The sequence below is a fragment of the Vibrio sp. 10N.247.310.17 genome (assembly GCF_041466605.1).
GTDB lineage: Bacteria > Pseudomonadota > Gammaproteobacteria > Enterobacterales > Vibrionaceae > Vibrio > Vibrio tasmaniensis_A.
This window is the reverse complement of the sequence record NZ_JBFSTC010000006.1, coordinates 1-13,822: the sequence shown is the minus strand read 5'-3', so window position 1 is coordinate 13,822 and position 13,822 is coordinate 1. Positions and strand designations below refer to the sequence as shown.

Sequence of the window (13,822 nt, the reverse complement as noted above, 5' to 3'; positions counted from 1 at the left end):
CTGCGTTATCATCTTTACATCTCCGGTGTCTGTTCTTCTAAATTAGCATTAGATATTGCTCACAGTTTTGTGCTAGAATCCGGCGATTCTCACTTGATGAAAATAGTTAAAGGAAGGCTTATGAAAGTGATCGAGGGTGGCTTCCCAGCGCCAAATGCAAAAATTGCTATCGTTATTGCTCGTTTCAACAGTTTTATTAACGAAAGTTTACTTTCTGGTGCAATCGATACTTTAAAGCGTCATGGACAAGTAAGCGAAGACAACATCACTGTTGTTCGTTGCCCTGGTGCAGTAGAACTTCCACTTGTAGCGCAACGCGTTGCAAAAACAGGTAAGTTCGATGCGATTGTATCTCTTGGTACAGTAATCCGTGGCGGTACACCTCACTTTGACTATGTTTGTAGTGAATGTAATAAAGGTTTGGCACAAGTGTCTCTGGAATTTTCTCTTCCAGTAGCGTTTGGTGTTCTTACTGTTGATACGATCGATCAAGCTATTGAACGCGCAGGAACCAAGGCTGGTAATAAGGGTGCAGAAGCCGCACTTAGCGCACTTGAGATGATCAACGTTCTTTCTGAAATCGATTCCTAATGGGGGCCAGTGTGAAACCAGCCGCACGTCGTAACGCACGTCAATTTGCTCTACAAGCAATTTATTCTTGGCAAATTACTAAAGAAAATATTGCTACCGTTGAAGAACAGTTCTTATCTGGTGGTAAGTATGATGAAGAAGAGCATCATGCCGCAGAACCTGCTCTAGCTATGCCAGAAACAGACGTTGCATACTTCCGCGACTTACTAACTGGTGTTGCTCTTAGCCACATGGAACTTGATAGCAAGCTTCGTCCATTCGTATCTCGCCCTATGCAAGATCTGGATTTGATGGAACTAGCGCTTCTACGTTTAGCTATGTACGAGATGACTCGTCGCGAAGATGTACCATACAAAGTGGTTATCAACGAAGCTATCGAGCTTGCAAAAGTATTTGCAGCAGAAGACAGCCATAAGTTTGTTAACGGTGTGCTTGATAAAGCTGCACCACACGTTCGTAAGAAATAAGACGTTCGTATATTGAATCTAAAGGTCAGCTTTTATGCTGGCCTTTTTTGTAACTAAATTTCTGTAATCTCCATGATTACGGCGATTTTTATGAGACTAAAGATAGGGCATGTGATGTCTGGCGAATTTAACCTGATTGAAAAATATTTTGTAAATCGACAACCACAACGTAAAGACGTACACCTGGCTGCGGGCGATGACTGTGCTTTGGTCAAAGCGCCAAGCAATGTTGAGATAGCGATCAGTACGGACACCTTAGTGGCGGGCACTCACTTCCTAGCGGAAGCAAACCCAGCTTGGGTGGCACACAAAGCCTTGGCTTCGAACATCAGTGATCTTGCGGCTATGGGAGCAACGCCTGCTTGGGTTTCATTTGCGTTAACTATGCCAGAAGTCGATGAAGAATGGCTTGCTCCCTTCTGTGACTCCTTCTTCAAGCTCGCTGACTACTTTGGTATTCAGTTAATTGGCGGTGATACAACCAAAGGGCCACTAAGTCTGACATTGACTGTACAAGGTTTTGTGCCAGAAGGTCGAGCACTGCGTAGAGATGGCGCTAAAGTGGGCGACTGGATTTACGTAACGGGTAACCTAGGTGATAGCAAAGCAGGCCTAGAAGTATTGCTTGAGCCAGAACAGAACAAAGTCAGACCTTATGCTCTTGAACTTGAAGAAAGGCACTACCTGAGCGTTCCTCGAGTATTGGCTGGTCAGGCGTTGGTGAACCTTGCTTCATCGGCTATTGATATCTCTGATGGTGTTATTGCTGATTTAAAACATATCCTTAAGCGTTCTCAAGTTGGCGCGAGTATTGATGTAAGCACGCTGCCAATCTCTCCAGAGTTACGTCAGTTCGCTCCTGATATCACTTCAGCTCAGCAATATGCGCTCACCAGCGGTGAAGAGTACGAACTGTGCTTTACTGTACCAGAAGAGAATAAAGGGTCGTTGGAAAGTGCTTTGTCACACACTGGTACAAAAGTCACCTGCATTGGCCAGATAAGACCTGTAGAATATTTTGAATTACACAATAATGGTGAACCACTAAGCTGGAGCTTAACTGGTTACGATCACTTTAAGGTTAATTGATGACAAACCCACTTTCTCTTATTTCTCTTAAAAATCCGTGGCACTTATTGGCAACGGGTTTTGGTAGTGGCTTATCGCCGATTATTCCCGGCACCATGGGCACGCTTGCGTCGATCCCATTTTATCTATTGCTGGTTCAGTTACCTTTCCCTATTTATGTCATTCTTGTGGTTGTGAGCTGCATTATTGGTATCAAAATATGCCAAGTGACGTCTGATGACATGGGCGTGCACGATCACGGCTCTATTGTATGGGATGAGTTTGCAGGCTTTTGGATCACAATGGGCCTAGTGCCGCTGTTGGGTATTCCTGTTAATGATTGGAAATGGCTATTCGCTGGCTTTGTTCTGTTTCGTTTTTTCGATATGGTAAAGCCTTGGCCAATTGGTTGGTTAGACAAGCGAGTTCACGGCGGCTTAGGTATCATGATTGATGATATCGTGGCGGGTATTATGGCGGCGATTTCGCTGTATGCAGTGGCTCATTTTTCAGGTTGGCTCGTTTAAGAATCAATATCCAAAGAACGAACAATAATAGATAAAAACAAGGAATTACAATGTCTAAGAAGGTTTACTGTGTTGCTCAATTTCAGCCTAAAGAAGGCAAATTGAACGAGTTGTTTGAAGTTCTGAAATCACTAGAGCCAAACACAATGCGTGAAGACGGTTGTATCCAATATACAGTGACTCGTCACATTCAGAGCCCATTTGCAGAGGGTGAGAGTTTCCCTATTGCATTCAATGAGATCTGGGCGGACAACGAAGCATTCGAAGCACACTGTCAACGTCGTGAGATTCAACAGTTCTTCCAAGAGCAGTGTGTTGAAGAGACAGGCTTAGTTGAGAACTTCAACGTTGCTATCTACTCTGACGAACCAGAGAACTATGACGCACCTGTGCTTAAGCCTTGTTGCTAAGCAGGCTTAATTGCTAATAACTAACAGCTAAACAACGAATAGTTTATCAGTTAGCAGATACTAAAAAGGTTGACCCTAGGGCCAACCTTTTTTGTTTTGTCGCTTATGCTGTTTGCTTGTGAAAGCTATTTGGCAAGGTAGTCTGAGATAGACTTCTCAATACCTTTCGCATCTAAGCCAAGCTCTTCATGCAGCTCACCTTGAGTACCTTGAGCAATAAACTTGTCAGGTAGGCCAAGGTTTAATACAGGGATTAGCAGCTTCTCTTGCATCAAGAATTCAATCACACCCGCACCCGCACCACCTGCAATCGCGTTTTCTTCGATAGTCACTAGTACATCGTGGTCAGCAGCAAGTTGCTTGATCAGAGCTTCATCTAGCGGTTTCACAAAGCGCATGTCTGCAACTGTCGCATCGATAGCGTCTGCGGTTTGAAGTGCACTTTCAAGGAAAGTACCAAAGCTCAGAATAGCGACTTTCGAGCCACCTTTTACTTTTGCACTTTCGCGAACGATACGGCCTTTACCAATCTCTAGCGCAGTAAACTCACTTTGAATCTCTGTACCCATGCCATTACCACGAGGGTAACGAACGGCACTTGGGCCTGTGTGCTGGTGGCCAGTGTATAGCATTTGGCGACATTCGTTTTCGTCGCTTGGTGCCATGATCACCATGTTTGGAATGCAGCGCATAAAGCTTAAGTCGAACGCACCTTGGTGTGTTTGACCATCGGCACCGACAAGACCTGCACGGTCAATAGCGAACATAACCGGTAGATCCATGATTGCAACATCGTGGATCAGTTGATCGTAGCCACGTTGTAGGAAAGTTGAGTAGATAGCCACAATCGGTTTATCACCCGCAATCGCCATACCAGTTGCTAGTGTCACAGCGTGTTGCTCAGCAATTGCTACATCAAAGTACTGTTCTGGGTACTCTTTCGAGAAACGCACCATACCAGAACCTTCACGCATTGCTGGTGTTATCGCCATTAGCTTAGGATCTTGAGCGGCCATATCACACAGGAAGTCGCCAAAAATCTTAGAGAAAGTTGGTTTAGAGCTGATGCTCTTAGGCAGACTTGAGTGTGCAGGATCGAATTTAGGAACGCCGTGATAACCAATTGGATCTTTCTCAGCAGGCTCGTAGCCTTTGCCTTTCTTGGTCATGATATGCAGGAACTGAGGACCTTTAAGATCTCTCATGTTCTTCAGCGTTTTAATCAGCTCATTGACATCATGACCATCAACTGGACCAATGTAGTTAAAACCTAACTCTTCAAACATGGTGCCAGGGACAACCATGCCTTTTAAATGTTCTTCTGTACGACGAACGAGCTCTTTAATCGGCGGAACGCCTGATAGCACTTTCTTGCCACCCTCACGAATTGACGTGTAAAGACTGCCAGAAAGAACTTGAGCTAGATGGTTGTTCAGAGCACCTACGTTTTCAGAGATCGACATCTCGTTATCGTTAAGGATAACCAGCATGTCATTATGAATATCGCCCGCGTGGTTCATGGCTTCGAAGGCCATACCTGCGGTAATCGCGCCATCACCAATCACACTCACGACTTTACGGTTCTTACCTTCTTTCTTCGCACTGATCGCCATACCAAGTCCGGCGCTGATCGATGTTGAAGAGTGACCAACAGATAGGGTGTCGTATTCGCTCTCTTGACGCCATGGGAATGGGTGCAGTCCATCTTTTTGACGGATAGTCGACAAGCGGTCGCGACGACCCGTAAGAATTTTGTGTGGATAGGCTTGGTGGCCAACATCCCAAACCAATTGGTCAAAAGGCGTGTTGTACACATAGTGCAGAGCAACGGTTAGCTCTACTGTACCTAAGCCTGACGCTAAGTGACCACTTGACTGGCTCACCGAGTTAAGAAGATAGGTACGTAATTCATCACAAAGCTGTGTAAGCGTCTCTTTTGGAAGTAGACGCAAATCCTCTGGCTTATCAGCCAAAGCAAGAGTTGGGTACTTTGATATATCAAGAGTCATAGGTAATGCGCGCTTATTGTCTTAGTTCTTGCGCTCGATGACGTATCGGGCGAACTCTTCGAGTGACTGGGTATTGTATGGGATTGCAGCCAAAGCTTGAAGCGCTTCCTGTAGCAGAGTTTGCGCTTTTTCTTGAGCGCCCTCTAAACCTAACAAAGAAGGGTAGGTGCTTTTGTTCAAATCTTGGTCAGAGCCCTGTGGTTTACCCAAAGTTTCGGTATCGCTAATGATATCTAAAATATCATCCTGAACTTGGAAGGCTAACCCGATTGCATCGGCGTACTTATCTAATTGAGGCATCACTTCAAACGCTTTTTCGCCAGCAGCCAGAGCACCTAAACGAATCGCACTCTTCATTAGAGCGCCAGTCTTGTTACGGTGAACTTCTTCTAACTCTTCTAGCGTGACAGAGCGGTTTTCAGCTTCAATATCAAGAGCTTGTCCAATGCACATACCTTGTGCACCAGACGCTTCAGCTAGGCGTTGAATCATTCGAACGCGATTGCTTTCCCCGTCAGCACTTAATGTGCCTTCCGCAAGTATAGTAAACGCGAGAGTTTGTAGGGCATCGCCAGTTAAAATTGCCGTTGCTTCATCGTATTTGATGTGACAAGTCTGATGGCCACGACGAAGTTCATCGTCATCCATTGCTGGAAGGTCGTCGTGAATCAGAGAATAGGCATGAATACATTCGATTGCAGAAGCTGGAGTATCGAGTTCTTCAGCGGTACAGCCGAGCATTTCCCCTGTAATGTAGACAAGAAATGGACGTGCGCGTTTGCCGCCTAAAAGTAACCCATAACGCATCGCGTTGATAAGGTTCTGATTTTGGTGTGGCAGGCGATCAAGCCAAAGGTTCAGCTGCTCGTTATTACGTGCTTGATAAGACAATAAAGTCTCGATCATAGGGGATCTCATACAATTCGTTATTCTGGTTGTGGGTTAAAGTCACTAAGTTCTGCATTTTCATCATTTTGCAGTAAGATGCTAACACGCTGTTCAGCATCGTTTAGTTTACTTTGACCAGCACGAGCGAGGGAGATGCCTCGTTCGAACTTTTTCAGCGCATCATCTAAAGCTAGATCACCATTTTCTAGTTGATCAACCAAGCCATCAAGCTCTTCGATAGCCGCTTCAAAGCTCATATTTTCAGGTTTCTTAGTAGCCATAATAAATCTGCGTTTGGAAATATGAACGAACGTTACCCTAGGCCGCTGAGATGGTCAAATGTAACCAAGAAATTTTGCTAGAAAGTTCGTTTTTAAGGGGCTTGAACTCACTTTGGTTGAATAACCTTAGCTTTATCGAGTTTATGCGCTAAGGATAAGAGCAAAGTAAGCCAATAATTGTGATTCAAAAACGAAAAGTGTGATATTTAGGCCAAGAATTTACTAAAAGATCTTATAGTCTGGCCGATAAAAAGATTATCGTCGACGTAGAGCTACAAAAAAGCATGAGGAGTGCTCAGTGGATTTAGCAACCCTAATAGGTTTGATTGGTGGATTTGCCTTTGTAATCATGGCAATGATCCTAGGTGGAAGCCTCGGGATGTTCTATGACACGACATCCATTTTGATCGTGGTGGGTGGTTCAACGTTTGTTGTTCTAATGAAGTTCACCATGGGACAATTCTTTGGAGCAACTAAAATCGCTGGCAAAGCATTTATGTTTAAGGCCGATGAGCCTGAAGATCTTATCGCTAAAGTGGTAGAGATGGCGGATGCAGCACGTAAAGGTGGCTTCTTGGCACTTGAAGAGATGGAAATCAGCAACAGTTTCATGCAAAAGGGCATCGACCTATTGGTAGATGGCCATGATGGTGATGTGGTGCGTGCTGCACTGCAAAAAGACATCGCATTAACCACAGAGCGTCATGAGCAGGGCGCGAAGGTGTTCTCTGCATTTGGTGATGTAGCACCCGCGATGGGTATGATTGGTACCTTGGTTGGCTTGGTTGCCATGCTTTCTAACATGGATGATCCAAAAGCGATCGGCCCTGCGATGGCGGTAGCACTTTTAACGACCCTGTACGGTGCAATTCTTTCGAACATGGTGTTCTTCCCAATTGCGGACAAGCTTGCGCTGCGTCGTGACCAAGAGACACTCAACCGTCGTTTGGTTATGGATGGTGTATTAGCGATTCAAGATGGTCAGAACCCACGAGTTATCGATGGTTACCTCAAGAGCTACCTCAATGAAGGTAAGCGCACGATTGATGGTGAACCCGCGTAAGAGGATTTGAAGATGGATGAAGAAAATCCATGTAAATGTCCTCCTCCGGGGTTACCTCAATGGATGGGGACATTTGCTGACTTGATGTCACTGCTGATGTGTTTCTTCGTACTGCTGCTCTCATTCTCTGAGATGGACGTACTGAAGTTCAAACAGATCGCTGGATCGATGAAATTTGCGTTTGGTGTACAAAACCGCTTGGAAGTGAAAGATATTCCTAAAGGGACTAGCATCATTGCGCAAGAGTTTCGCCCTGGTCGTCCAGAGCCGACTCCTATCGATGTGATCATGCAGCAGACCATTGATATTACGCAGCAAACGCTTGAGTTTCATGAGGGTGAATCTGAGCGTGCTGGCGGCACAATGCGTGACCAAGGCAAGATGACGGGAGGCAAGTCGCCAGAGGTTTCAACTCACGACAATCAAAACTCTGAGTCAGACCAACAGCAACAGCAAGCTGAAGCTCAATCGCAAGAGATGGAAACCTTGATGGAAAGTATCAAGAAAGCGTTGGAGCGAGAGATCGACCAAGGCGCGATTGAGGTGGAAAACCTTGGCCAGCAGATCGTTATTCGAATTCGTGAGAAAGGCGCGTTCCCGTCGGGTTCTGCTTTCCTACAACCTAAGTTTCGACCATTGGTTAGACAGGTGGCTGAATTGGTAAAAGATGTACCGGGCATTGTTCGTATTTCTGGTCACACCGATAACCAGAGACTTGATTCAGAGCTTTATCGTTCTAATTGGGACTTATCATCGCAGCGTGCGGTGTCTGTGGCTCAAGAGATGGAAAAGGTGCGTGGCTTCTCTCATCAACGCTTGAGAGTGCGCGGTATGGCCGACACAGAACCAGTAGAGCCGAACGATACTGAATGGCAGCGTAGCCTCAACCGCCGTGTTGAAATCAGCATTATGCAGGGTGAGCCGCTTTACAGTGATGAAGTACCTGTTATTGGTCAGTAGTAGGCAGAGAGACAGCGATTAGTCTTCAGGTATACATACGTTAGTCAGCAGATAGCATCGAAAGCCCAACCTTATGATGAGGTTGGGCTTTTTGTTTTCTGGTCTTCAATGATGCTCTCAGTGGTATTTATGTCGTTTTGAAACCTGCTACTTTTAATAACAGGCGGTTTAATTATCGGGTTAAAGCAACCACTCTTTTCCTTGCTTCACTTTCTCATGTATAATTCGCGCCCTTAGATTTAATATTGATCTATTATTGCTTCAATAACTATGTGAAATGACCTTTTACGTGGTGATGAACCTACTAAAATTTGTGAACCTTATTGGCGTGAAAGTACTATGAAATTTATTGTTAAGCCTCATCCGGAAATTTTTATTAAAAGTGAATCGGTGCGTAAGCGCTTCACAAAGATTCTAGAACGTAATATTCGTACTATTCTTCAGCGTCGTACTGAGTCTGTGGCTGTCTTCAACCGCCGTGACTACATTGAAGTGACGTCTGAGAGCGACAAGTACTTTAAAGAAACACTCGAAGTATTGACGCAAACTCCGGGTATTCATCACTCCCTTGAGGTTCAGCAATCAGAATTTAAAGACCTGCACAATATTTACGAGCAAGTTCTTGAACGAAGCGGTGCTCTTATTGAAGGCAAGACTTTCTCTGTGCGAGCCAAGCGTCGTGGTAAACATGACTTTACTTCTATCGAGCTAGAACGCTACGTAGGTGGTGGTTTAAACCAAGCGGTTGAATCAGCAAAAGTAAAACTGAAGAATCCAGATATTACCGTTAAAGTTGAAGTCGAGAACGAAAAGCTAAACCAAGTTATTGAACGTCATAAAGGCCTAGGCGGATTCCCTCTAGGTACTCAAGAAGATCTGCTTAGCTTGATCTCTGGTGGCTTTGATTCTGGTGTTTCAAGCTACTTACACATCAAACGTGGTTCTAAAGTGCATTACTGCTTCTTCAATCTTGGTGGCCCTGCTCACGAGATTGGTGTTAAGCAGGTTTCTCATTATCTATGGGATAAATACGGTTCATCTGCAAAGGTGAAATTCATCTCTATTGATTTTGAACCTGTAGTTGCAGAGATCCTTGAGAACGTTGAAGACGGCCAAATGGGCGTTGTTCTTAAGCGTATGTTCATGCGTGCTGGTGGTATGGTTGCAGAGCGTTTCGGTATCGAAGCACTAGTAACGGGTGAAGCTCTTGGTCAGGTTTCTAGCCAAACGCTAACTAACCTGCGTCATATCGACAACGTGACGGACACTTTGATCCTTCGTCCACTTATCAACTGGGACAAAGAAGACATCATCGACCTGTCTCGTAAGATTGGTACTGAAGACTTCGCTAAAGTAATGCCCGAGTATTGTGGTGTTATCTCTAAGAAGCCAACCGTGAAAGCGAAGAAAGGCAAACTAGAAGCGGAAGAAGCTAAGTTTAACTTCGAAGTGCTGGATCAAGTGATCGAGAACGCTCGTATTATGGATATCCGTGATATAGAGAAAGAGAGCCAAGAACAGGCACCAGAAGTGGAGCAAGTTCAAGCCGTTGCTGAGCACGCTGTCGTTCTTGATATCCGTAGCCCAGACGAAGAAGATGAAAGCCCGCTAGAGATCGATGGTGTTGAAATCAAACACATCCCGTTCTTCAAGCTTTCAACTCAGTTTGGTGACCTAGACCAATCGAAAGAGTACTTGTTGTACTGTGACCGTGGTGTCATGAGCCGTCTGCAAGCGCTTTACTTGCAAGAACAAGGCTTCCACAACGTTAAGGTTTACCGCCCATAGTGGTGTGTTGACCAAGCGTTAATAATTTTGCAAAGCCGCATACTGAAAAGTAAGCGGCTTTTTTATTGTCTATGATGAAGGATTGACAGTAGACAGAGGCATGCGTTTGGACGTGCTATCGTCATGCTCAGCTTTGAAATTTTTGATTGATAGAACTGGTGAGATCTAAACGGGTCTATAAGTACTGAAGAAGTGTGAGTATCTTGAAGTATTCTGTTACTTTTTAGTGCAACTCAATGGTGCTATTTGTATGTGTTCAGTTGTTTATTTGAGTGGGTGTCTGATTCTGTGATTAGCGATGAAAAATAATAAAGATTAATTAGCACAGCTATTGATAAACTTATTGTTACTTTTCTTTGCACATAAAAAAACACCGCCCATAAGGCGGTGTAAACAAATTTGACAGACAGGTCAAAATAAATACAGGAAGTACATGCCTCGTTTCAGTATAGAACTGCAACAAAACATTTGGTAGAACTCTACCCAACTCGAAAAGAACGAGTTTGCAAACACAACATCGCAGGAGCTAAACCAATTGATTCTAGAGAGAATCAAGCCGTTCAGGCTAGCTGCTGCGGGATGAAATATAGAATTTCTCTGGCCGCTAGGCAATGGACAAATTATAATGTTTCAGATAAAAAAAACTAATGCTTATTTAGAGAGTAACTATGTCTCGTCGATTACCCCCATTAAACTCGCTAAGAGTGTTTGAAGCCGCGGCTCGACACTTGAGTTTTACGCGTGCCGCAGAAGAGTTGTTTGTTACTCAAGCCGCGGTCAGTCATCAGATCAAAGCGCTTGAAGAATTCTTATCTTTGAAGCTGTTTCGTCGAAGAAACCGCTCTTTGCTGCTGACGGAAGAAGGTCAAAGCTACTTCTTGGATATCAAAGATATTTTCACATCACTGGCAGAAGCGACAGACAAAGTGCTTGAGCGAAGTGAGAAGGGCGCATTGACCATCAGTTTGCCGCCGAGTTTTGCTATTCAATGGTTGGTACCAAGGCTCGCTGACTTTAATCAGCAAGAACCTGATATTGATGTAAGAATCAAAGCCGTTGATATGGATGAAGGCTCGTTGACCGATGATGTAGACGTGGCTATTTACTATGGCCGAGGGAATTGGTCGGGGCTCAGAGCTGATAAGCTTTACCAAGAATATTTGATCCCTCTTTGCTCACCTTCCGTGTTGCTAGGAGCTAAACCTTTAGAATCTCTCAGTGATTTGGCATGTCATACGCTACTGCATGATACATCTCGAAAAGATTGGAAACAGTTTGCCAAGCAAAATGGCATCGATGGGGTTAACGTTAACCATGGTCCTATCTTCAGTCACTCAACCATGGTGTTGCAGGCGGCCGCTCACGGGCAAGGTATTGCTTTGGGTAATAATGTGTTGGCGCAACCTGAAATCGAAGCAGGTCGTTTGATTGCACCTTTTGATGAAGTGTTGGTAAGTAAGAACGCCTTCTATGTGGTGTGTCATGAGAAACAAGCTGACATGGGGCGTATTGCGACTTTCCGTGATTGGATGTTGGCGAAAGCGCAAAGTGAACAAGAGGACTTACTTGATGAATAACCTCATCATTGATGGTGAAGACAACCCAATAACTTTTATCTTTGCACATGGTGCTGGCGCAGGCATGGATCATGAATTCATGCAGTCGGTAGCAAAAGGGCTGGCGTTTAAAGGGATACGAGTGATTCGTTTTAATTTCCCTTACATGATCAAGCGTGCTGAAGATGGTAAGCGTCGTCCACCTGATCGAGCCCCTAAACTGCTCGAAGCTTACCAAGAGATTATCGGACAGGTAGATGCCGATAAGCTTGTTATTGGCGGTAAGTCGATGGGAGGACGTATGGCGAGTCATTTGTCTGAAGTGGATAAGGTGGCTGCAATGGCCTGTTTAGGCTTTCCTTTCCATCCACCAGGCAAACCAGAGAAATACAAAGGTGAGCACTTGGCTGAGTTAGCAAAGCCATGCCTTATTCTGCAGGGTGAACGCGATACCTTTGGTAAGCGAGAAGAGTTTGCTGATTTCGACCTGTCGGATTCAATTCGTGTTGAGTTTATTCCTGATGGCGATCACAGCTTTAAGCCTCGTAAGAGCTCGGGTTACACCGAACAGCAGAACATAGCTTTAACCGTTGAGAAACTATCGGCGTTTATCAAAGAGGTACTTAATGAGAAGTAAGTATTTACTCACTTTTGCAGGTATCTCTGGCGCAATAGCCGTAATGCTAGGTGCCTTCGCCGCTCACGGGTTAAAAGCTCTCTTGCCAGAGTATCTGCTAGACGTGTTTGAGACAGGTGTTCAGTACCAGTTTATCCATACGCTCGCGATATTGGCGTGTGGTGCACTGCTGCAGATGAAACTTGGCGCTAAATCACAAAAATATTTTTTCATTGCGGCAATTTGCTTTATCATCGGCATCCTTTGTTTTAGTGGCAGCCTTTATGGCTTAGCACTGACAGGAATAAAATGGTTTGGCCCTATAACACCGTTTGGTGGTCTACTATTTATCATTGGTTGGGGAGTCTTCTCCTTCGCTGCTTTGAATATAAAAGAGGTAACTCAGTGAAACACGTACTACTTTATTGTCGCTCTGGTTTTGAAAAAGAATGTGCTGGCGAAATTCAAGACAAGGCAACACAACTGGAAGTGTTTGGTTTTCCTCGCTTAAAGAACAATACAGGCTTTGTATTGTTTGAATGTTATCAAGCAGGCGAAGCCGATAAACTGGTAAAAGAGATCGACTTCCAATCGTTGATCTTTGCTCGTCAAATGATCGCGGTAGCGGTTGAAATCAAAGATCTGCCGACTGATGATCGTATTTCTCCAATTCTTGAGGCGCTTTCTGAGAAAGAAGGTTTCCCACGTTGTGGCGACATCCGTATTGAAACACCAGACACCAATGAAGCGAAAGAGCTTTTGAAGTTCTGCCGTAAGTTTACTGTGCCAATGCGTCAAGCAATGCGCGGTAAAGGGCTGATGACAGCGAAAGACAATGTTAAGAAGCCTGTGCTTCACTTATGTTTTATCGCTCCGGGTCACTGTTTTGTTGGTTACTCTTACCCAACCAACAACTCGCAGTTCTTCATGGGTATTCCTCGTTTGAAGTTCCCATCAGATGCACCAAGTCGTTCTACATTGAAGCTAGAAGAAGCATTCCACGTATTCATCCCTCGTGATGAGTGGGACGAACGTCTGGCTCCGGGTATGTGGGGCGTAGATTTAGGCGCGTGTCCAGGTGGTTGGACTTACCAATTGGTTAAGCGCTCTATGTTTGTTCACTGTGTTGATAACGGCATGATGGCAGATAGCCTAATGGAAACGGGTCAAATTAAGCACCACATGGTGGATGGTTTTAAATTCGAACCTGACCGTAAGAACGTCACTTGGATTATCTGTGACATGGTTGAGAAGCCAGCTCGTGTTGCACACCTTATGGGTGAGTGGATCATCAAAGGCTGGGCGAAAGAAGCACTGTTCAACCTTAAACTGCCAATGAAAGGCCGTTACGATGAAGTTCTGCAGGATATCGAAAACCTAAAGCAGTTCCTGATTGATAACAAAGTGAAGTTCAAGATGCAGGCGAAGCACCTTTACCACGATCGCGAAGAGATCACGGTTCATATTCAGTCGCTTTCGAATATCTCACCGTACTAATATTTACGTTAGTGTGTCAGTGATAAAGAAAATGCTCCTTTAAGGGTAATGCCGATCAGTTAAAGCCAAAGTGATCGGTTGAAGGATCCTTCCGAGCTGTC

15 protein-coding genes are annotated in these 13,822 nt (G+C 44.7%); 12 read left to right on the top strand and 3 right to left on the bottom strand.

The window, feature by feature from the left end; all coding sequences use genetic code 11:
• The first annotated feature begins 120 nt into the window (after positions 1 to 120).
• The 5 genes from ribE (at position 121) to AB6D80_RS03325 (ending at position 3,063) form a co-directional block, all read left to right on the top strand.
• Entirely contained in the window at positions 121 to 591 is a 471-nt protein-coding gene (gene ribE / locus AB6D80_RS03345) for a 6,7-dimethyl-8-ribityllumazine synthase (protein WP_004734398.1), read from the top strand.
• Positions 591 to 1,058, top strand: coding sequence for a transcription antitermination factor NusB (nusB, locus tag AB6D80_RS03340; RefSeq protein WP_004734399.1), 468 nt, complete (start codon positions 591 to 593; stop codon positions 1,056 to 1,058). Before ribE ends, nusB begins: the two co-directional genes overlap by 1 nt.
• A 114-nt stretch (positions 1,059 to 1,172) precedes the next feature.
• On the top strand, positions 1,173 to 2,147 hold the full coding sequence (gene thiL / locus AB6D80_RS03335) for a thiamine-phosphate kinase (RefSeq protein WP_065606079.1): 975 nt from the start codon (positions 1,173 to 1,175) through the stop codon (positions 2,145 to 2,147).
• Positions 2,147 to 2,653 carry a phosphatidylglycerophosphatase A gene (gene pgpA / locus AB6D80_RS03330; RefSeq protein WP_029222743.1) on the top strand — a complete coding sequence of 169 codons (507 nt, stop codon included), beginning with the start codon at positions 2,147 to 2,149 and terminating at the stop codon, positions 2,651 to 2,653. Before thiL ends, pgpA begins: the two co-directional genes overlap by 1 nt.
• Before the next feature lie 50 nt (positions 2,654 to 2,703).
• A complete protein-coding gene (locus tag AB6D80_RS03325) occupies positions 2,704 to 3,063 on the top strand; it encodes a putative quinol monooxygenase (protein WP_004734402.1) in 360 nt (119 codons plus the stop codon).
• A gap of 125 nt (positions 3,064 to 3,188) precedes the next feature.
• On the opposite strand, the gene dxs is transcribed toward AB6D80_RS03325, so the two are convergent.
• Genes dxs through xseB form a run of 3 tightly spaced genes read right to left on the bottom strand, consistent with a single transcriptional unit; the run spans position 3,189 to position 6,241 of the window.
• Complete coding sequence (dxs, locus tag AB6D80_RS03320; RefSeq protein ID WP_372187768.1) at positions 3,189 to 5,072, bottom strand: 1-deoxy-D-xylulose-5-phosphate synthase; 1,884 nt, start codon at positions 5,070 to 5,072, stop codon at positions 3,189 to 3,191.
• Positions 5,073 to 5,093: 21 nt separating this feature from the next.
• Entirely contained in the window at positions 5,094 to 5,978 is an 885-nt protein-coding gene (gene ispA / locus AB6D80_RS03315) for a (2E,6E)-farnesyl diphosphate synthase (RefSeq protein ID WP_004734404.1), read from the bottom strand.
• Positions 5,979 to 5,998: 20 nt separating this feature from the next.
• Entirely contained in the window at positions 5,999 to 6,241 is a 243-nt protein-coding gene (gene xseB / locus AB6D80_RS03310) for an exodeoxyribonuclease VII small subunit (RefSeq protein WP_004734405.1), read from the bottom strand.
• Between the two features lie 298 nt (positions 6,242 to 6,539).
• Here xseB and pomA point away from each other — a divergent pair, with 298 nt between their 5' ends.
• The 7 genes from pomA (at position 6,540) to rlmM (ending at position 13,721) form a co-directional block, all read left to right on the top strand.
• Positions 6,540 to 7,304 carry a flagellar motor protein PomA gene (pomA, locus tag AB6D80_RS03305; RefSeq protein ID WP_004734406.1) on the top strand — a complete coding sequence of 255 codons (765 nt, stop codon included), beginning with the start codon at positions 6,540 to 6,542 and terminating at the stop codon, positions 7,302 to 7,304.
• 12 nt (positions 7,305 to 7,316) lie between these two features.
• A complete protein-coding gene (locus AB6D80_RS03300) occupies positions 7,317 to 8,264 on the top strand; it encodes a flagellar motor protein MotB (protein WP_004734407.1) in 948 nt (315 codons plus the stop codon).
• A gap of 339 nt (positions 8,265 to 8,603) precedes the next feature.
• On the top strand, positions 8,604 to 10,052 hold the full coding sequence (thiI, locus tag AB6D80_RS03295; protein WP_372187766.1) for a tRNA uracil 4-sulfurtransferase ThiI: 1,449 nt from the start codon (positions 8,604 to 8,606) through the stop codon (positions 10,050 to 10,052).
• Between the two features lie 668 nt (positions 10,053 to 10,720).
• On the top strand, positions 10,721 to 11,629 hold the full coding sequence (locus tag AB6D80_RS03290) for a transcriptional regulator GcvA (protein WP_017063339.1): 909 nt from the start codon (positions 10,721 to 10,723) through the stop codon (positions 11,627 to 11,629).
• Positions 11,622 to 12,245, top strand: a complete 624-nt coding sequence (locus AB6D80_RS03285) for an alpha/beta fold hydrolase (protein ID WP_029223795.1) — start codon at positions 11,622 to 11,624, stop codon at positions 12,243 to 12,245. The genes AB6D80_RS03290 and AB6D80_RS03285 overlap by 8 nt, the downstream gene beginning before the upstream one ends.
• Entirely contained in the window at positions 12,235 to 12,633 is a 399-nt protein-coding gene (locus tag AB6D80_RS03280) for a DUF423 domain-containing protein (RefSeq protein WP_135383009.1), read from the top strand. The genes AB6D80_RS03285 and AB6D80_RS03280 overlap by 11 nt, the downstream gene beginning before the upstream one ends.
• Entirely contained in the window at positions 12,630 to 13,721 is a 1,092-nt protein-coding gene (rlmM, locus tag AB6D80_RS03275) for a 23S rRNA (cytidine(2498)-2'-O)-methyltransferase RlmM (RefSeq protein WP_029223102.1), read from the top strand. The genes AB6D80_RS03280 and rlmM overlap by 4 nt, the downstream gene beginning before the upstream one ends.
• The last annotated feature ends 101 nt before the right edge of the window (positions 13,722 to 13,822 follow it).